Source organism: Pararcticibacter amylolyticus (assembly GCF_003130405.1).
Taxonomy (GTDB): Bacteria; Bacteroidota; Bacteroidia; order Sphingobacteriales; family Sphingobacteriaceae; genus Arcticibacter; species Arcticibacter amylolyticus.
The window spans coordinates 474-21026 of sequence record NZ_QEAS01000011.1; the positions used below are offsets into that span (position 1 = coordinate 474).

Sequence of the window (20553 nt, forward strand, 5' to 3'; positions counted from 1 at the left end):
CAAATTGAGACTAACCTTTATTTATTGTATACAAATAAACATTTACGGTAATACTATTATTTATATATTGAGCACAAAATTAATGATACAGTTATTCGTTATAAGTTAACTGTTGTGAATCAGATTTTTGAAAGAGATGAAATTTATACAAAGACTACTATTACTGACAATCTTACTACCTTATATAGCAGGCGCACAGCCGAAGGATAAGCCTAAGGATAACTGGCAGAACCTGGATTTAATACAGGATGGTGTATTTGGGGTAAGCACGGAGAAAGCATATAACGAGCTGTTGAAGGGAAAGAAGGGCAAAACTGTCGTGGTCGCTGTTATTGACGGGGGAGTGGATACGCAACATGAGGATCTTAAAAGTGTAATGTGGACCAATGCTAAGGAAACACCCGGCAATAAAGCAGATGATGATAAAAACGGGTATGTAGATGACGTACATGGGTGGAATTTTCTCGGATCTCCCACTTATAGTGTTCGTTATGATAATATGGAGGTAGTGAGATTGCTGAGGAAGTATCAGGACAAGTATGCGGCCGTGCTGAATACAACCCCCCTGAGCAGGGATGAGAGGAAGGAATTCAATCTGTATAAGAAAATGGTTACCGACTATATGGGTAAGCTGGAAAATGCACGGGTTGGCTTTGAGAACGTATCAATCTTGCGTAAAAGCCTGGATACAATCGTGACCAGAATAGGGAAGGAGACTCCGACCTTACAGGATTTTGATAATTATAAAACCCGGGGAGAAATAGAATCTAAAGTTATCAAAATCGTGAAGCCCGAACTTCGGAAAGATCCCGATTACAAGAAGTTTAGAGAAGATATCGAAGATGCCTATAAATCCTATTACGGGCAGATCAACTATAATTTGAATATGGATTTCGATCCGAGAGATTCAATAGGTGATCATTATAATAATGGGGCTGAACGTTTTTATGGAAATTCGGATGTTCAGGGGCCGGACGCTGATCACGGTACGCATGTTGCAGGTATCATAGCTGCTGATCGCCATAATAATAAAGGCGTAAAAGGAGTAGCCGAAAATGTGAAGATTATGGCAGTAAGAGCCGTGCCAGATGGAGATGAGCGGGACAAGGATGTCGCGAATGCTATACGTTATGCAGTTGATAATGGCGCAAAGGTCATCAACATGAGCTTCGGTAAAAGCTATTCATGGGATAAAGCTCTTGTAGATAGTGCAGTGAGGTATGCCGCTTCCAAAGATGTTCTGTTGGTTCATGCTGCCGGTAACGATTCGAAGAATACAGATGTTGAGAACAATTTTCCAACAAGGATCTATGCTGATACCCTGGATGCAAACTATTGGGGAAGCAATCAGCGTATGTCGGTGGTGTCAAGAGGCGCCCGTCCGATGGGGCCTGGGATGTCTGGCATGGGGTCGAATGCTTCTTTGAAAATAGAAAGGGATACCTTGAAATTTACGAAGCCCCAGGCTCAGAACTGGATTGAAGTAGGGGCTTCCGGATGGAAAAATGATGACGATCTTGTTGCTGAATTCTCAAATTTCGGAAAAAGGTCTGTCGATGTATTTGCGCCTGGCGTAAAGATCAATTCAACGATACCCGGTTCAAAGTATAAAGAAAATGATGGTACGAGTATGGCTTCTCCGGTTGTTGCTGGCATTGCCGCCCTCGTCCGGTCTTATTATCCTTCTTTAACTGCAGTACAGGTGAAGGACGTGATCATGAAATCGGTCACAATGGTTGAGCAGAAAGTGAAGATAAGGGAAGAGGGAGAAAGTAAAAAGGTTAAGCTCTCTGATATCTGTATTTCCGGAGGGGTTGTAAACGCATATAATGCCCTAAAACTCGCAGAACAAATGCAGCAGCGTCTGTCGAGTAAATAATTGATTTTCAGCTATCATTAAACATAGCCGTTGGAACATCAATTCCAAAGCTTTTTTGTATCTTTGCACCTCATTTCACGCTGTTTGAACCAGTATCAATGATTATGACAAGATATCAGACACTTCTTTACTATTGTTATACTACGATAGAAAATGCGGAGCAATTCGCCGCAGATCATCTCCAGTTTTGTAAATCTCTCGAACTCACGGGACGTATTATCGTTGCCGGCGAAGGCTTGAACGGAACAGTTTCCGGAACGACAGAGTCTTGCAGGATCTATATGGATACCGTTCTTGCAGATCCGCGCTTTGCGGCTACCGAGTTTAAGATTGATGATGTAGACGAGCCCTCTTTCATTAAAATGCATTGCCGGTATAAACCGGAGATTGTACATTCCGGACTTCGCGATCCCAACATCATTGATCCTAAAAAGAAGACCGGAATTCATTTGGAGCCGAAGGAGTTTATGGAGCTGAAGGATCAGGAGGATGTTGTCATTCTGGACGTCCGTTCAAACTACGAACATGAACTGGGCCGTTTTAAAAATGCCGTCACCCTGGATATTGACAACTTTCGTGATTTTCCTGCAAAGATCAATGAGCTGGCGAAGTACAAGAATAAAAAGATCCTGACATACTGTACGGGAGGGATTAAATGTGAAAAAGCTTCTGCGTTACTGCTGCACGAAGGATTTAAAGATGTGTATCAGCTGCATGGAGGAATTATCAAGTACGGCAAAGAAGCGGGAGGCAAAGACTTTGAAGGTAAATGCTATGTATTTGACAACCGTGTATCGGTTGAAGTGAATTCGGTGAATCCGGTGGTAATTTCTACCTGCCGTAATTGCGGAAAGACGACAGCAAAGATGATCAATTGTGCCAATCCGGAATGTAATGAGCACTTCACGCAATGTGATGAATGCGGCACTAAGATGGAGGGTTGCTGTTCTGATGAATGTAAAACTCATCCCCGTAAACGCGTGTACGATGGAACAGGCTACTATGTTAAGATCCCTCAGCAGGTTAATCTGAACAAAAAAGGAAGAACGGAGTTTGTTGAAGATTTGAGACCTCTGCACGCCTGATTTCATATCTTTGCGCTTTAGTTAATATGTATAATTAATGAAAGCGTTTTTTACAATTGCCATGTTATGTACGTCCAATGTCTTTATGACGCTGGCATGGTACGGACATCTGAAATTTAAGGAGATGGATTGGAGCCGTAATCTGGGACTGGCCGCCATTATCTTCATAAGTTGGGGCATCGCTCTAGCTGAATATGCTTTTCAGGTGCCGGCAAACAAGATTGGTTTTAAAGAGAATGGAGGCCCGTTTAATCTTCTGCAACTCAAAGTTTTGCAGGAAGCGATTTCCATTACAGTTTTTCTCGTTTTTAGTTTCATCTTCTTCAAGACCGAGAAGATTGCATGGAATCATTTCGTCGGATTCTTTTTTATAGTCCTCGCTGTTTTTTTTATTTTTAAAAAGTGGTAGGGTAGTCCCAAGCCCCACTATAACCATTTATAGGCTTCACGCCGTTTATTGAAGGAATGTTGAAAGGCTTATCGAAATTTCTCGCACTGCTTACTTGTATCACATTATCTAATGGTGGTTTTTCAGCTGATATAAAGAGTTTTGGAGTTCCATACGTTCAGAACTATACGAAAAACGTATATCAGTCAGGAAACCAGAACTGGGCGGTATCGAAGGATCCAGGTAATGGAGTCATGTATTTCGGGAACGGAGAAGGTCTTCTGGTTTTTGACGGGCGTTACTGGCAGCAATACGTTATGCCCAATCACCTCATCGTGCGCGCTGTAGCGGCGGATGGCAAAGGTCGGGTGTATGCAGGCGGCTTCGGTGAATTTGGCTACTGGAGCTTTAATTCGCAGGGGAAATTCGTCTATAAATCGTTAACCGGCCTTGTTCCCAAACAGCATAGATTAAAGGATGAGATCTGGAAAATTCATGTCTCCGGCTCAAAGGTGTATTTTCAGTCATTTGCCTCAATCTTTATATATGAAAACGGAAAGATTGAGACCGTAAAGGCTGAACAGCCGAACTTTTTCCTCTTCACCTTTAAAGCGAGAGACCGTGTTTTTGCAGAGGTGATGCTTAAAGGCCTCTATGAGTTGAAAGGAAGGAAACTGGAGCTGATCAAAGGCAGTGAGATAATAGGAACCAGCGGCGTATTGTCGGTCCTTCCTTTCGGAAAAGACAAGTTCCTTATAGGTACGGCCAAAAACGGCCTTTTCCTTTATGATGGAATCTCTGTACAACCCTGGGGGAACCAGGCAAATAACTTTCTTAAAGCTTATCAGCTGAATGCCGGTACGGTTATCATGGGGCGTTATTTTGCTTTTGGTACAATTTTAAACGGGATCGTTATTTTAGACGAACGGGGCCGGATCGTTCAGAGAATTAATAAGACATCTGGTCTTCAAAACAATACAGTACTGTCACTTTACTCTGATGATGAGCAGAACCTGTGGGCTGGCCTTGATAATGGAATAGATCGCGTAGAACTTAATTCGCCTCTCTATTTTTATTTTGACAAAAAAGGTGATCTGGGCACAGTGTACTCAAGTATTATTCATGACAAGAGAATATATCTGGGAACTAACCAAGGCTTGTTTTATAGTAACCTGGACGCTGCAAGCCCGGATGATTTTCAATATTTTGATTTTCGTTTTGTTCCTAACTCGCAGGGGCAGGTCTGGAATCTTTCATTGCTTGACGGACAGCTCTTGTGCGGCCATAACAACGGTACCTTTATGGTTAACGGAGATAAACTTAGCGAAGTGTCTCATGTAAGCGGCGGCTGGACAATAAAGCGGCTGAATTCTAACCCAAACTTGCTTATTCAGGGCTCATATACCGGACTTGTGATTTATAAAAAGGATGACAGCGGGCGCGGGATATTTTCACATGTGGTGAGTGGATTTGGAGAGCCGGCCCGGTATGTTGAGCAAGACAGCCGTGGGAATATCTGGGTAGGGCATGCCTACAAGGGGATCTATAAGCTGCAGTTAAGCGCGGATCTTAGAAAGGTAGTATCAATGAAATACTACGCAGGTACTAATGGCCTTCCCGGAAGCTACAACATCAATGTTTTTGAGCTGGAACATCGGATTGTATTTTCCTCGGATTCTTCTTTCTATGTGTACGATGATATCAGTGACCGGTTTTTCAGATATAACCAACTAAATAAGCCTCTGGGATCTTTTGCGTATTCAAACAAGATCATTCCTGCAGGTGGTGGAAAATATTGGTTTATAGACCATGGGAAAACCGCGATTGTGTCATTTGGACACTCGGGCAGGATATCAATGGATTCCACGACCTTCACTATGCTGAATGGTAGAATGGTTCAGTATTATGAGAATATCAGCAGGATCAGTAATACAATGCATTTAATTAGCATTGACGACGGGTTTGCGATATATAATGCTTCGGGTGGAATTTCGAACGGTCATTCTTCTCACCGCTCTGTTCTTATAAGAAAGGCCGAAAATCTCTCAGATACTACTTTTACATTAACCGAAAGCAGCAAAGGAACCATCGAGATTCCTTATAAGAAGAATAATCTCCGGATCAGCTTCTCGCTTCCGTATTACAGGACAGCTAAAATTGAGTATCAATATGTGTTAGATGGCTATTCTTCAGAATGGTCGTCCTGGTCTGTACAGGCGAATAAGGAATTTTCTAATTTAAGTCCGGGGAACTACACATTTCGTGTGCGAGCCCGTATTGACGGCAGGTTGATAGCTACAGAAACTACACTTGACTTCACTATTTTACCGCCCTGGTATTTGAGTGGTTATGCAATTGCATTCTATATTCTTTTGCATGTTATAGCTTTTCTTGGTTTGCGCAGACTTTATTTTATAAAGTTGAGACGGGATAAAGAGAAGATACATCAAAGACTCGAAAAAGAGAAAGAAGAGCACCTTCGGCAGGAGGCCCAAGCTAATGAGCAAAAGATTATAAAGCTTAGGAACGAACAGCTTCAGGCTGATCTTGATAGTAAAAGCCGTGAACTCACCAGTTCGGCAATGAATATTGTTTACAAGAACGAATTGCTTCAAAAAATCAGAGATGAGATCTATAGCTTTAGAGACAGCAATGGAAAGAAGCTGAGTTCCGATCAACTTAAGCGTATTGAGAAGGTGATAGATGAAGGCTTGAATGATGAACGCGATTGGAATATCTTTGAAACGAGCTTTAATGAAACTCATGAAAACTTCTTCAAAAAGCTGAAGGCTCAATACCCTGAACTGGTTCCTAATGACCTTAAGCTTTGTGCATATTTGAGGATGAATATGAGCAGCAAGGAAATTGCCTCACTTCTGAACATTACGCTAAGAGGAGTTGAAATCCGGCGTTACCGGCTCAGAAAGAAGCTCAACTTAGATCACGATAAGAACCTCGCAGAGTTTTTTATGCAGATTTAGTACTACATCATTACCTCTCATATCAAAAAGAGACCTTGCTCATATTTTGGTGTGACTTGCATCATGTTTTAAGGCTAAAACGAATTAGTTAAACTAAAAACGTGCCCTTTTCTTTTATCATATTATTTACATTCCTGATGTAGTGAAGTGAAAGTGAATTTTTAGGCTATTCAACTATTTCATGCAAGATTTGTTGCATTGATTATAAACGTTGTTGTGGTTTTCGTTAAACAACCCAAAAAGTAAGGACCTAATTTTTTAATTAATTATGAAAAAAATTTTTACACGCCTGTCAGGAGGTGCCTTTGTATTCTTCCTGATTCTGGGAAGCGTCTTTGCCCAGCAAAACATTTCCATACGGGGTCGGGTCACCGACGCTAAAAGCGGGGAAGCATTGATTGGTGTCAGCGTCAAAGTTAAAGGTACTACACAAGGTACTTCGACCGACGTAAATGGAGGTTTTACAATAAGCGCTCCTGGAACAGGAATTCTTGTTGTATCTTATATCGGTTACCAAAGCCAGGAAGTTGCCATCAATAATCAGCCTACTATAAACATTAAGCTTCAAGCGTCCTCTCAAAGTTTAAATGAAGTAATAGTAGTGGGATACGGAACTCAGCGGAAGATAGACGTTACCGGTTCTATATCGCAAGTAAAGGGTGCAGATGTGAATAAGCAGCCGGCATCGGATGCGGCAAGCGCATTGCAAGGAAAAGTTGCAGGTGTTACTATAACAAATTCAGGTGCTCCTGGAGCAACACCGAAGGTTATTGTAAGAGGTGTTGGTACCATCTATGGAAATACAAACCTATTATATGTTATTGATGGTGTATGGTATGACAATATGAGTTTTATCAACCCTGCCGATATTGAAAACATAAGTGTGCTTAAGGATGCTTCAGCACAATCTATTTATGGTATTCGTGCAGCAAATGGTGTTATTCTGGTAACTACAAAGAAGGGGTCAAAGGGCAGAACAGTTGTTGACTATAATGGTTATGTTGGATTTCAGAATGTTACCAATCAGGTTGAAATGGCAAATGGTACGGAGTATGCTACATTAATCAACGAGCTAACATCTTCAAGTGGAGGAACTCCTATCTTCAGTAATCCCTCTAGTTTTGGCACTGGAACAAATTGGTATAACGAGATATTAAGGCGGGCTTTTGTTACCAGTCACCAATTATCTGTAAACGGTGGGGGCGAAAAGTCAACGTATAACTTTTCTTTTGGTTATCTTAACCAGGATGGACTTGTTAAAGGCAATAACTATCAAAGGTATACTGCACGTTTTAATAACGAATATGAGGTCGCGAAATTTTTAAAAGTTGGATTTAATATTACTGCTACTGACAGTGTATCCAGGGATGTTCCTTCTGACATCTGGCATCAAATATATTCGGCTGCACCTATAGTTGCTCCTTACAATTCAGATGGCAGTTTCGGTGATCCATATAATATTTCCAATGGTGCGCTTGGAAGCTCTGTCCAGTTTAATCCTTTAGCTACTCTTGAAGCTTATAATCAAAAAGCGAAAAGATACAGGTTTACCGGGAATGCTTATGCGAATGTATCCCTTACGAAAGATCTGACATTTAAAACAAGTCTTGGTGGTGAGTTCGGACAATACGAAAATAGAAATTATGTAGGAGTTTATAATTATACCAAGAATCAGGTTAACAATGTTTCGAAGTTATCGATTGGCCGTGCCGATACCCGAAACTGGATTATAGAGAATACACTTACTTATAATAAAAAATTTACTGATCATAGTTTAACAGTGTTGCTAGGACAATCAGCACAACGTTATAAGCTATATGGCTCAACAGCAAGCGGAGAAGGCGTTCCATACAGTTCTGAAGGAGATCTGTATCTAAAGCTCGCCAGCGCGAGTTCATACAATTATAAAGACGATGGAAAACTCACAACAGTAGCATCCTATTTCGGCCGTGTAAATTACAGCTTTAAAGATAAATATCTGTTAAATGCGTCATTAAGGGCTGATGGTGCTTCCCAGTTTTATAACGGTGGCGATTTATGGGGATACTTCCCATCTGTCGGACTTGGATGGATTGTTACAAATGAGGGGTTTATGAAAGATCAACAGATATTTGACAACTTGAAGATCCGAGGAAGCTGGGGAAAAATTGGTAATGCCGGTGTCCCATATAATCCGACTATATTAACAGTTACTGCTACTCCTCAATTATCGGCTATTTTTGGGCCAGATCAGAAGTTATATCCAGGAGCATCTATCGATGTTTACCCAGCAGCATTTCTTAACTGGGAGCGTGTAGCAGGAACTAATATAGGCTTTGAAGCTGCATTTCTTACTAACCGCCTGAATATTGAAGCCGACTATTACAGCAAAACAACTCAACAGACAATATTTGCTATCCCTGTGTTGAGTTCAATTGGTTTAAAGAGTGATGGAGGTACTAAAAGAGTTGCCAACCAGGCAGATTTCAGAAATAGAGGAGCTGAACTTTCTATCACCTGGAGGGACAAAACGTCTGGAGGTCTTACTTATTCTGTCGGTGGGAACATCAGTATGAATAATAATAAGGTGACAAAGGTACTTAGTGGTAATACCCCTCTTTTGACCGGTGGAACGGGTATCACTAATGGGGCTAGTGTAACACGTACAGTGCAGGGACGTCCTATCGGCGAATTCTTTGGTTATCAAGTTGCCGGAATTTTCCAGGATGCCACTGAAGTATCTGGATCAGCACAACCAGGAGCTAAACCGGGAGATTTTAGGTATGTTGATCAAAACGGTGATAATGTTATAGATGGTAAGGATCGGGTATCGTTAGGTAATCCTTTTCCTAAGTATAACTATGGTATAAATACTTCTTTTGAATATAAAAATTTCGATTTAGCAATTGATTTTCAGGGTGCAGCCGATGTGGATGTGTATAATGCAAATATTGCTTATCGTTATGGAAACGAGAATTTTACAAAAGATTTTTTTGATAACAGGTGGCACGGCGAAGGTACTTCAACTACATACCCATCGGTTGCCGTTGGGTCTACATCAAATTCGGCTCCTAACTCTTTTTATGTGGAAAGTGGGTCTTATTTCAGAGTGAGAAACCTTCAATTAGGATATACACTTCCAAAATCGATTTTATCAAAATGGAAGGTAAACAGAGTCCGGGTTTATGCGAATGCTCAGAATATGATCAATATCTTCGGATATAAAGGATTTAGTCCGGAAGTTTATGGAGCTTCTATTCTGACAAGTGGTGTAGACGCTAATGTTTACCCACTTTATGCAACCTACAATTTCGGTGTTAATCTTACTTTTTAATGAAAGCCATGAAAATCAGTTATATAAAATATATAGTTAAAACAGGGGCTGCCTTTGGTATGGTAGCAACCCTTTTGGTGAGTGGGTGTACAGACAAATTTCTTGATGTTGATCCCCAGGGACAGCAGCCGTCCCAAACATTTTGGTCATCTGAAGAGGATGCATTAAAGGCGGTTAACGCTGCTTATGCTAGCCTGCGAACCTGGGGTAATACTGCTTTTCCAGCAATCGCGGTTGAAAGCGTCGGTTCGGATGAGGCGGAAAAGGGAAGCAGCACTAATGATGCGACTTATTTTAATGATTATGATAACTTTACTGTAACTTCTACCCAAGGGCAGCTTGGTGGTTTCTGGGAAGCCCAGTATCAAAACATTAACTACGCTAACCAGGTACTGGACAATGTGCCAGCTATTTCGATGAACGAAAGCTTGAAAGCCCGCTATCTCGGAGAAGTTAAATTCATTAGAGCATACTCATATTTCAGGTTAGTAAGAGCATTTGGAGGTGTACCGATACGGGTGCATGCGGTTACTGCGGATGATAAAAACGTTAATATCCCCAGGTCAACTGCAGATGAAGTTTATGCCCTTATTGAACAGGATCTTACTGATGCGGCATCTGTATTACCAACAAATTACAGTGCTAACGATTTAGGACGTGTTACAAAGGGTGCTGCTCTGGGTTTACATGCTAAAGTAGCTATGTATCTGAAAAAATGGGAAAGTGTGTTCAATTATACTAACCAGATAATGGGCATGGGATATTCCCTGGTTCCTAATTTTGAAAGGGTATTTCGTCTTGAAAACGAAAATAGCTCCGAATCTGTTTTTGAAATACAATGTGCCCTTATTACGGGCAATAAAGATGCGTCTAATTCCCAGTATTCTCAAGTGCAGGGAGTGCGTGGTGTAACAGGTGGAGGATGGGGATTTAATGTGCCAACTCAGGTTCTCGCTGATGCCTTTGAAACCGGTGATCCAAGACGGAATGCTACTATTATTTTCCGGGGAGAAACTACTCCGGATGGGGATGTGATTTCACCGGTTGGCGATAATCCTATGTATAATCAAAAATCTTATGTGCCCTTTAATCTGTATGTTACAGGATATAATGAGGGTGCTCAGCAAAATGTTCGTGTTTTACGATATTCAGAAGTCCTTTTGATGAATGCGGAAGCAGCAAATGAGTTAGGAAATGCTACTCAAGCATTAGCTTCACTTGAGCAAGTTAGAGCAAGAGCAAGGGGTAGTAATACAGCGATTCTTCCAAGGGTTACCACAACAGACAAAGCGCAACTGCGTCTGGCAATTTGGAATGAAAGAAGAGTTGAGCTCGCGATGGAATATGACAGATATTTTGATGTAATCCGTCAGGGCAGAGCAGCTGAGATTTTTGGACCTAAAGGATGGATGGCGGGGAAGAACGAGGTTTGGCCGATACCGCAAACGGAAATCGATCTTAGTGGAGGCCTCCTTACCCAAAATCCGGGATATTAACATAATTATTATGAGGTCGGGAGAAGTTTTAATATTGATTTCTTTTTGTTTTGCTATGATGTCTTGCGGAAAGAATAAGGAATCAGTTTCTGAAGCTTATCCCGACTTTTCTTTACAATCTGTTCAGATTGATAATTCCATTTATAAAGCAGGCGAGATCCATCATGGTGTTAGTTTACTGGCTTTTATAAAAGTGAAATTTACGGCTCCCGTAAATTTTGCAGAATCAGCTTCCTTTATATCCTTTACCGATGCAGACAATAATCCGATAGCTTTTAATGTGACATCTGAAAATAGCGATAGTGTCCTCATTATATCCTCTCAGAAACCATTGGCAGCAATCAGTAAGTACTCATTTGAAGTGAAGAACAATCTACGTTCCGTAAGAGGCAGGAAACTTGATGCTGGAGTTAAAGCTTTCTTTGTAACCAGAATTGACTCTGTTGATAAGTTTCCCAGAATCAGTGATGAAGCTCTTTTGACTCTGGTTCAGCAGCAAACATTTAAGTATTTCTGGGATCTGGCACATCCCGTGAGTGGCCTCGCGAGAGAACGAGATTCATCAGGAGAGACGGTTACAATAGGTGGATCTGGGTTTTCAGTTATGGCTGTTATAACTGCTATTAGCAGGGGGTTTATTACCAGAGATCAGGGTCTTGAGAGGATCGGCAAGATGGTGAATTTCCTTAAAACCAAAGTGCAAACCTTTCATGGTGCATTTCCTCATTGGATTAACGGTTCTACCGGATTGGTTGTTGCTTTTAGTCCCAAAGACAATGGGGCTGATCTTGTTGAAACCTCCTTTTTGATACAGGGGTTGTTAACAGCCAGACAATATTTTAATAATGCATCTCAGGAAGAAGCTACGCTTAGAAATAATATCAATAATATCTGGAGAGAAGTAGACTGGACATGGTTTAAAAGGAATAATGAGAATGTTCTTTATTGGCATTGGAGTCCTGATTACAGTTGGGAAATGAATTTACAAGTGCGTGGATGGAACGAAGCTCTTATTACATATGTGCTTGCTGCAGCATCCCCGACATTTCCGATATCTAAACAAGTATATGACGAGGGGTGGGCTAGAAATGGAGCTATTAAAAATACAAGTACATATTATAGCAATTTGCTTCCTCTCGGAGAGCCCAACGGTGGGCCGCTTTTTTATGCACATTATTCGTTTCTAGGGATAGATCCCAATGGACTCAGAGACTTTTATGCTAGTTACGACGTACAAAATAAGGCTCATTCATTTATTAATTATAAGTATTGTATAGAGAATCCACGGAAATATTACGGATATAGTGAAGAGTGCTGGGGATTAACAGCAAGTGATGATATACAGGGTTATATGACTCATCATCCGAATAATGATAATGGTGTTATTTCCCCAACTGCTGCTTTATCGTCTTTTCCTTATACCCCTCATGAATCTATGAAAGCTCTTAAGTTCTTTTATTATAAGCTGGGTGACAAGGTATGGGGAAAATATGGTTTTAAAGATGCATTTTCTCTGCATGAGCCGTGGTTTGCTGATTCTTTTCTTGCGATTAACCAAGGGCCGATTATTGTAATGATAGAAAACTATAGAAGCGGTTTACTATGGGATTTGTTTATGAGTAGCCCTGAAGTTGAAATTGGGATGAAAGCTCTCGGATTTACAAGTTCGAAATTTTAGCATAATAAAAGAAGTAAGATGAAATACATACACTTTGGTTTATCACTCTTTGTTTTTTTATCTTTTTTTTGTGCATGTTCAGTTAACAGACAAGCCGGTTACTCCAAAGTCGCATCAAAGGAAAAGTTGGCAGATGATTCCCTCCTTACCCTCATACAAAAACACACATTTAATTATTTTTGGGAAGGAGCTGAACCTAATTCAGGGTTAGCCCGGGAGCGTATTCACATCGATGGCAACTATCCTCAGAACGATCAGGATGTTGTGACTACAGGTGGCGGTGGTTTTGGGCTGATGGCCATTCTGGTTGGCATCGAACGCAAATTTATTACCAGGGAGGAAGGGGTTACCAGGCTGAGCAGGATCATGAGCTTTCTTGAAAAAGCTGATCGCTTTCATGGAGCCTGGCCGCATTGGCTTGAAGGCAAAACAGGAAAGGTGAAACCTTTCGGACAGAAAGATAACGGAGGGGATTTGGTAGAATCGGCCTTTATGGCACAAGGCCTTATTTGTGTAAAACAGTATTTTAAGTCGGGTAATGCAGCGGAACAGCAGCTGGCAGAAAAGGCTGATGCTTTATGGAAAGAGATCGACTGGAGCTGGTACAGAAAGGGCGGTCAGAATGTCCTTTACTGGCACTGGAGTCCCGAATACGGCTGGGAAATGAACTTCCCTGTCACGGGCTACAATGAATGTCTGATCATGTACGTGCTGGCCGCGTCTTCGCTTGCTCACGGTGTTCCTGCTGAGGTTTATCATGAGGGCTGGGCTAAGAATGGCGCAATTAAGTCAGATAGTGAGAAGTATGGTTATAAGGTTGTCTTGGCTCATAATGGCGCTCCGGGAAGTGTAGGATCCCTCTTCTGGGCGCATTATTCTTATCTCGGCCTGAATCCGAAAGGCCTGAAGGACCGATATGCAGATTACTGGCTGCTCAATAAGAACCATACTTTGATCAACAGGGAGTATGCTATCAAAAATCCTAAAGGCTTTAAAGGGTATGGCGAGAATGCCTGGGGACTGACTGCGAGTTACTCTGTAAATGGATACGCCGGGCATAGCCCGCAGGAGGATTTGGGAGTGATTTCTCCTACAGCGGCAATATCTTCTTATCCATATACCCCCGAGTACTCGATGCAGGTAATGCGTTATCTGTACGAAAAATTAGGAGATAAAGTCTGGGGTAAGTACGGCTTCTACGATGCCTACAGCGAGACGGATAACTGGTACCCGCAGCGGTACCTTGCTATTGACCAGGGGCCGCAGGTCGTGATGATTGAGAATGGCCGTTCTGGTTTATTGTGGAAGCTGTTTATGGCTGATCCGGATGTGCAGAAAGGACTCCATAAGCTAGAATTTAAAAGTCCCGAATTGAAATAGTGTTTAAGATGATGACTGTGGGGAGTCATCAGGGGAATACAATGAAATCGTAATGAAGAAATTACTCTTTATATGTCTGATATGTAGTCTAGTATCATCGGTGAATGGCCAGTCGACAAGGATGAGTACTTATTGTAATCCTCTCAATATCGACTACACGTATGCTATTTATGATGCTGCAAGGGATATTTCATACAGATCTGGTGCCGATCCGGCTGTAGTAAAGTTTAAGGGCGAATACTACATGTTTGTCACCCGTTCTATGGGATACTGGCATTCCGCTGATCTCACTAACTGGACGTTTATAGCCCCCGAGAAGTGGTACTTCCAGGGCTCTAATGCTCCTGCCGCCCATAATTACAAAGATTCTGTGCTTTATGTAACCGGCGATCCATCTGGTGCAATGAGTGTATTGTATACGGATAATCCTAAAAAAGGAGACTGGAAACCTCTGCCATTCATTCTCACAGATCTCCAGGACCCCGATCTGTTTATAGACGACGACGGGCAGGCTTATATGTTCTGGGGTTCTTCCAATACGTATCCTCTCAGAGGAAGGACACTCGACAGAACCCGGAGTTTCAGACCGTCAGGGCCGGTGACAGAGTTGTTTAAGCTGGATGGCGACAAACACGGCTGGGAGAGGTTTGGTGAAAACCATTCCGATACTGTACTGAAAGGATATATGGAAGGTGCATGGCTGACTAAACACAACAATAAATATTATATGCAGTATGCTGCACCCGGAACAGAATTTAATGTTTACGGGGATGGGGTTTATATGAGTGACCGGCCGCTGGGCCCTTATACATATGCTCCCAACAATCCTGTTTTTTATAAACCCGGGGGATTCGCTACCGGGGCCGGACATGGAAGCTCTGTCTCCGGGCCTGATAATGTGTACTGGCATTTCGCTTCTATGTCTGTGTCGGTGAATGTAAATTGGGAGCGACGGCTTTGTATGTTTCCGGCTTACTTCGATAAGGATGGACTGATGTATTCCAATACTTCCTTTGGCGACTATCCTCACTATGCGCCGTCGGAGCCGGGTAAAATGGGACAGTTTACGGGCTGGATGCTGCTCTCTTATAAGAAACCAGTGAAAGTATCATCTTCACTTGGCGACTATCCTGCTCAGAATATTACGGACGAGAGCATCCGGACGTTTTGGGTAGCTGAAAAAAACGACAATCGCCAGTGGGTTGAAATCGATCTCCAGCGTCCGGGTAAGGTGTTTGCTGTCCAGTTAAACTACCATGATTACAAGTCAGATTTTTATGGGCGGGTGCCCGGGCTTTACCATCGTTATACGATTGAAGGATCAGCGGACGGAAAGAAATGGCAGACCCTTATAGATCGCTCTGGGAGCTTTAAAGATGTGCCTAATGATTATGTAGAGCTCGGAACGCCTGCTATTGTCAGGTATATCCGGTATAAGAACATTCATGCTCCCACTGTCAACCTGGCCATCTCGGGCTTGAGGGTCTTCGGCAAAGGGCAGGGTAAAGCACCCGGCAGTGTGGGTGGTTTTACTGTGAAAAGGAAATCGGACAAGCGTGACGCCTTAATTACCTGGAAGAAGCAGCCGGAAGCCCAGGGATATAATATTCTATGGGGGATTGCCCCTGATAAATTGTACAGCTCCTGGATGGTATATGATGCCGGTTCGTTGGATCTGAAGAGTTTGTCGACTGATCAGAAATATTACTTCGCCATCGAATCTTTCAATGAGAATGGCGTATCGGCACGGAGCAAGATTATAGAAATACAATAAATTTAGATTAAGAGTAAAGGTTAGGAACAATGAAGTTTTTTAAAGCGAGCTTATTTTTACTTTCGATGGCGGTCACCGGAGCGAACGCTCAGACTGGCCGGGATGCAAAAATGGATCAGTTTATATCGAATCTGATGCAGAAGATGACCCTGGATGAAAAGCTGGGACAGTTAAACCTGCCTGGCGCCGGCGATATCACCACCGGTCAGGCCTCAAACTCCGATATAGCGCAAAAGATCAAAGACGGGAAAGTTGGAGGACTGTTCAACATAAAAACAGTTGCAAAGATCCGCGACGTACAAAAGGTGGCGGTTGAAAAGACTCGTTTAAAAATTCCGCTGATCTTCGGAATGGACGTTATTCACGGTTATCAAACGGTATTTCCCATTCCGCTTGGTCTCTCATGCAGCTGGGATATGCCTCTCATTGAAAGAAGTGCGCGTATAGCAGCGAATGAAGCGAGTGCTGATGGTATCAACTGGACGTTTTCTCCAATGACAGATATTTCGCGTGATGCCCGCTGGGGACGTGCTTCTGAAGGATCAGGTGAAGACCCATACCTGGGAGCTCAGATCGCTAAAGCGATGATCAAGGGGTACCAGGGTGATGATCTTTCAAAGAATAACACGATTATGGCTTGTGTGAAGCACTTTGCTCTTTATGGTGCGATCGAGTCCGGGCGTGATTATAATACCACGGATATGAGCCGGGTCAGAATGTATAATGAATATTTCCCTCCTTATAAGGCTGCCGTAGAAGCCGGGGTAGGGAGTGTTATGACTTCCTTTAACGAAGTAGACGGTATTCCCGCCAGTGCGAACCGCTGGTTAATGAACGATGTGCTTCGGAAGCAATGGGGATTTAACGGTTTCGTTGTCACTGACTATACGGCCATCAATGAAATGGTAGATCACGGGCTTGGAGATCTCAGGAAGGTTTCGGCATTAGCATTAAAGGCCGGAGTTGATATGGATATGGTAGGGGAGGGCTTCCTGACTACTCTGAAGGAATCATTGCAAAAAGGCGAAATAAGCCAGCAGGAAATTGACATGGCATGCCGGAGAGTCCTGGAGGCGAAGTATAAGCTTGGCCTTTTCGAAGATCCTTTCCGCTACTGCAATGTAAAGCGGGCCAAAACTGAAATATATACTGCTGCAAACAGGAAGGAAGCCAGAGCTACTGCAGCCCAAAGCTTCGTTCTGCTGAAGAATGAAAACAACACACTTCCGGTTAAGAAAGCAGGAACAATTGCGCTGATCGGCCCGTTAGCTGATGCAACAGAAAATATGACCGGTACATGGAGTGTCGCCGCTGATTTCAGTAAATCAGTCTCCCTTATAAAGGGACTCAAAGCTGCTGCAGGTAACCAGGCAAAAATATTGTATGCCAAAGGATCAAACCTGACCGCCGATTCTGCTCTCGAGGCCAGATCAACTATGTTTGGGAAAACACTGAGGAGGGATAGCCGTTCTGCTGAAACAATCAGGAATGAAGCCCTTGCGATAGCACAGCAGGCTGATGTTATTGTGGCGGCTCTTGGAGAGTCGGCTGAAATGAGCGGAGAGAGTTCAAGCCGGACAGATATAGGAATTCCTGATGTACAAAAGGAGTTGCTTCAGGAGCTTCTTAAGACAGGAAAGCCTGTCGTTCTGGTGTTGTTTACCGGCCGGCCGCTGGCTTTAAAATGGGAAAGCGAACATGTTCCCGCTATCCTGAATGTATGGTTTGGTGGCTCCGAAGCGGGGGATGCGATTGCGGATGTGCTCTTTGGTGACGTTAATCCTTCTGGAAAGCTGACAATGACTTTTCCTCAGGTAGTGGGTCAGGTGCCGCTTTTCTACAACCACAAGAATACCGGACGGCCGTTAGCCGATGGAAAGTGGTTCGAGAAGTTCCGTTCTAATTACCTGGATGTTTCTAATGATCCTCTTTATCCTTTCGGATACGGGTTGAGCTATACTAATTTTGAGTATAGCGACGTTAAGCTTAGTAGCAATACTCTTAACAAGGGACAAGGCATTACCGCCACTGTTACTGTGAAGAACAGCGGATCAAGGGAAGGAAAAGAAGTCGTGCAGTTGTATATCCGCGATCTGGTAGGCAGTATCACACGGCCTGTTAAAGAGCTAAAGGGATTTCAGAAGGTCAGCCTGAAGGCTGGAGAATCAAGGGATATTACCTTTAATATTACAGAAGAGGATCTGAAATTTTATAACAGTGAGTTACAATTCGTAGCAGAGCCCGGTGATTTTAAAGTGTTTATCGGGACCAATAGCCGCGATGTGAAGGAGGCTGATTTTAAGCTTCAATAAAGTACTTCCGGGCCACCGGTTAGTTTGAGTGTTTAGAAAACTGCTGCCGGCCTGGGAGCAGTTTTCTTTTTTTAATCCTGATGTATAATCAATATGATGAATAGTAAGATCAGCCTGATAGCTCTTTTCTTGTTCTCTGTCCTGAACAGCAGAAGTCAGGGGCTCGACAAATATGAGAAGAGTGTATATGTATCCGGGCAGGATACAATACCTTACCGGATCTTGTTTCCGGATAATTTTGACAGTAGTAAAAAATATCCTGTCTTGTTCTTTCTTCACGGCCGCGGGGAAAGCGGTACGGATAATCAAAGCCAGCTGACGCATGGAGGAAAACTGTTTCTGAAGGAAGAGGTGAGGAGTCAGTTTCCTGCGATCATTATATTTCCTCAATGCTCAAAGGATAGCTATTGGGCCAATGTGAATATCCGGACAGACAGTGCCGGCAAGCGTTCTTTTCATTTCAGAAAAGGTGGAATGCCGACGAAAGCAATGCATGCACTCTCGGGCCTCGTTGACAGAATGGTTGCAAAACCTTATGTGGACAAAGAGCGGGTATATATCGGAGGGTTATCTATGGGAGGTATGGGGACTTACGAAATGCTGCGCCGTAAGCCTAAGCTTTTTGCTGCTGCATTTGCTATTTGCGGCGGGGATAACCTGAAGAATGTAAAAAAATACAGGAAAGTGCCTCTCTGGGTCTTCCATGGGGCAAAGGATGATATTGTTGATCCTTCTTTTTCTGAGAATATCGTTGCGGAGTTAAAAAAGAGAAATGCCGTGGTAAAATATACCGTTTATCCGGATGCTAATCACAATAGCTGGGATCCGGCGCTCGCCGAGCCTGAGCTGCTCCCCTGGCTGTTTTCTCATTCTAATTAAAGAGATCTATTCCTCGTCAGCGGACTTTGGTTTTATATTCTTCATATTAAACCTGGGTTTGTAAGCAGGCTTTGGTTTTGCATCTCCTGCCGGTTCAGGGCCTTCTGGCGTTGTAGGTTCTGAGGCTACCGGTGGGGAAATCTGTGCCCCGGCGGTTTCATCGTCTGCTGACTGGTGATCTGCTGCAACGGCTTCTTCTGCTTTTGATGCCGGAGTTACGGCTGTCTCGCCGGTTTGTTCTCCTGGTCCCTCACTCTTTTCTGCAGGCCCGGGAGAGGCCTGTAAGTTTTTCATCTTAAACCGGGGCTTATAAGCCGCTTTAGGCTGCTCCACCTGTGCTGGGGGAGTTGTTTCGCCACCGGCTTCGGGTACAGGAACTTCTTGCTTTTCGGTTGTATCTCCCGTTTGCTCTGCTGCACCAGCAGGCGGCTTAGGGATATTCCTGATATTGAACTTTGGTTTGTACACTGGTTTCGCTGCAGCCGGTGAATCTGCCGGGCTGGCAACCGGGGTATCTGAAACTTCCGTTTGCCCTGGCCTGCTTTCTACTTTTTGCGCATCTTCCGAAGGTTCACCTGATACGGGTTTTACATTCCTTGGTTTAAAAGGAGGCCGCTTTGCAGGTGGGTTTGCTGTTGTTTCCTCTTTTATCTCCGGTGTTGCAGGAGTTTGTTCTTCCTTTGGAGCAACTTCTTCTTTTGATCCGGGGATATTGCGGGGCCTGAACTTTGGCTTGTATGCGGGCGCGCCACCGGTGGTAGCGGGCGCAACTGGCGGCGCTGCCGCAGGAGCCTGCTCGATAGTGGGCGAGCTTAGAGCTTCTGCCTGGGATGCAATTTGTGTTTCAGCTGGCCTGGCGGCTTCTTTTGCCACTGTTTCGAGATGGTAAAGATGCCGCAGCTTGTTAAACCAGAATTTTTTAGTGTGATCAAAGCTTTTTTCTCCCATTAATTGAAAATGGTTTTCGAGCTCTGAATAAAGCTGTGGTTCTGCTTTTTGAAGCTGAACCAGGTCAATCCGCTTTTTAATAAAAAATTCTTCGAAAGTCATGGTAACAGGATGTGGGTTGCAGATGGAGAGTTGCGGGATTTATCACGCAACTCTTAACCCGCAAGGTTGGCAGATTACGCCATATTGTAATATACGGCCTGCACGTCGTCGTCTTCTTCCAGCTTATCAATGAGCTTTAGCACGTCGGCTGCCTGTTCTTCGCTTACTTCTGTTGTCGAAAGAGCAATTCTTTCAAGCTTGGCGCTTTTTACTTCGATGCCTTTCTCCTCAAGGGTCTTTTGCATTTTTCCGAAATCTTCGAAGGAAGTGTGTATCACGGCAGTATCATTCCCTTCCTCATCGGCTTCTACGAAAAGATCCTCGAGTCCTGCATCAAT

Annotated in this window: 13 protein-coding genes; 11 read left to right on the forward strand and 2 right to left on the reverse strand. The window is 43.2% G+C overall.

Going from position 1 to position 20553, the window contains the following annotated elements; translation table 11 throughout:
- The first annotated feature begins 136 nt into the window (after positions 1–136).
- From DDR33_RS13795 to DDR33_RS13845, 11 genes are all read left to right on the forward strand, one after another.
- Complete coding sequence (locus DDR33_RS13795) at positions 137–1879, forward strand: S8 family peptidase (protein ID WP_109416393.1); 1743 nt, start codon at positions 137–139, stop codon at positions 1877–1879.
- A gap of 104 nt (positions 1880–1983) precedes the next feature.
- On the forward strand, positions 1984–2964 hold the full coding sequence (gene trhO, locus DDR33_RS13800; protein WP_109416580.1) for an oxygen-dependent tRNA uridine(34) hydroxylase TrhO: 981 nt from the start codon (positions 1984–1986) through the stop codon (positions 2962–2964).
- 37 nt (positions 2965–3001) lie between these two features.
- A complete protein-coding gene (locus DDR33_RS13805) occupies positions 3002–3373 on the forward strand; it encodes a DMT family protein (RefSeq protein WP_109416394.1) in 372 nt (123 codons plus the stop codon).
- Positions 3374–3429: 56 nt separating this feature from the next.
- The gene (locus DDR33_RS13810) at positions 3430–6333 is read left to right on the forward strand and encodes a triple tyrosine motif-containing protein (protein WP_109416395.1); all 2904 of its coding nucleotides are present in this window, start codon (positions 3430–3432) and stop codon (positions 6331–6333) included.
- 268 nt (positions 6334–6601) lie between these two features.
- On the forward strand, positions 6602–9646 hold the full coding sequence (locus DDR33_RS13815; protein ID WP_109416396.1) for a SusC/RagA family TonB-linked outer membrane protein: 3045 nt from the start codon (positions 6602–6604) through the stop codon (positions 9644–9646).
- Positions 9647–9654: 8 nt separating this feature from the next.
- On the forward strand, positions 9655–11142 hold the full coding sequence (locus DDR33_RS13820) for a RagB/SusD family nutrient uptake outer membrane protein (RefSeq protein WP_109416581.1): 1488 nt from the start codon (positions 9655–9657) through the stop codon (positions 11140–11142).
- 10 nt (positions 11143–11152) lie between these two features.
- Entirely contained in the window at positions 11153–12820 is a 1668-nt protein-coding gene (locus tag DDR33_RS13825; RefSeq protein ID WP_109416397.1) for a glucoamylase family protein, read from the forward strand.
- Positions 12821–12838: 18 nt separating this feature from the next.
- Positions 12839–14200 (forward strand): glucoamylase family protein, encoded by a 1362-nt coding sequence (locus DDR33_RS13830; protein ID WP_109416398.1) that lies wholly within the window; start codon positions 12839–12841, stop codon positions 14198–14200.
- A 52-nt stretch (positions 14201–14252) separates the two neighbouring features.
- The gene (locus DDR33_RS13835) at positions 14253–15974 is read left to right on the forward strand and encodes a family 43 glycosylhydrolase (RefSeq protein WP_109416399.1); all 1722 of its coding nucleotides are present in this window, start codon (positions 14253–14255) and stop codon (positions 15972–15974) included.
- Between the two features lie 29 nt (positions 15975–16003).
- Positions 16004–18286 (forward strand): beta-glucosidase BglX, encoded by a 2283-nt coding sequence (gene bglX, locus DDR33_RS13840; RefSeq protein WP_109416400.1) that lies wholly within the window; start codon positions 16004–16006, stop codon positions 18284–18286.
- Positions 18287–18379: 93 nt separating this feature from the next.
- Positions 18380–19165, forward strand: a complete 786-nt coding sequence (locus DDR33_RS13845) for a carboxylesterase family protein (protein WP_109416401.1) — start codon at positions 18380–18382, stop codon at positions 19163–19165.
- A gap of 6 nt (positions 19166–19171) precedes the next feature.
- Here the strand turns inward: DDR33_RS13845 and DDR33_RS13850 are convergent, their stop codons facing one another.
- Complete coding sequence (locus DDR33_RS13850; RefSeq protein ID WP_109416402.1) at positions 19172–20215, reverse strand: hypothetical protein; 1044 nt, start codon at positions 20213–20215, stop codon at positions 19172–19174.
- Between the two features lie 74 nt (positions 20216–20289).
- On the reverse strand, positions 20290–20553 hold a 264-nt coding region (locus tag DDR33_RS26685), incomplete at its 5' end, for a YebC/PmpR family DNA-binding transcriptional regulator (protein WP_238387799.1).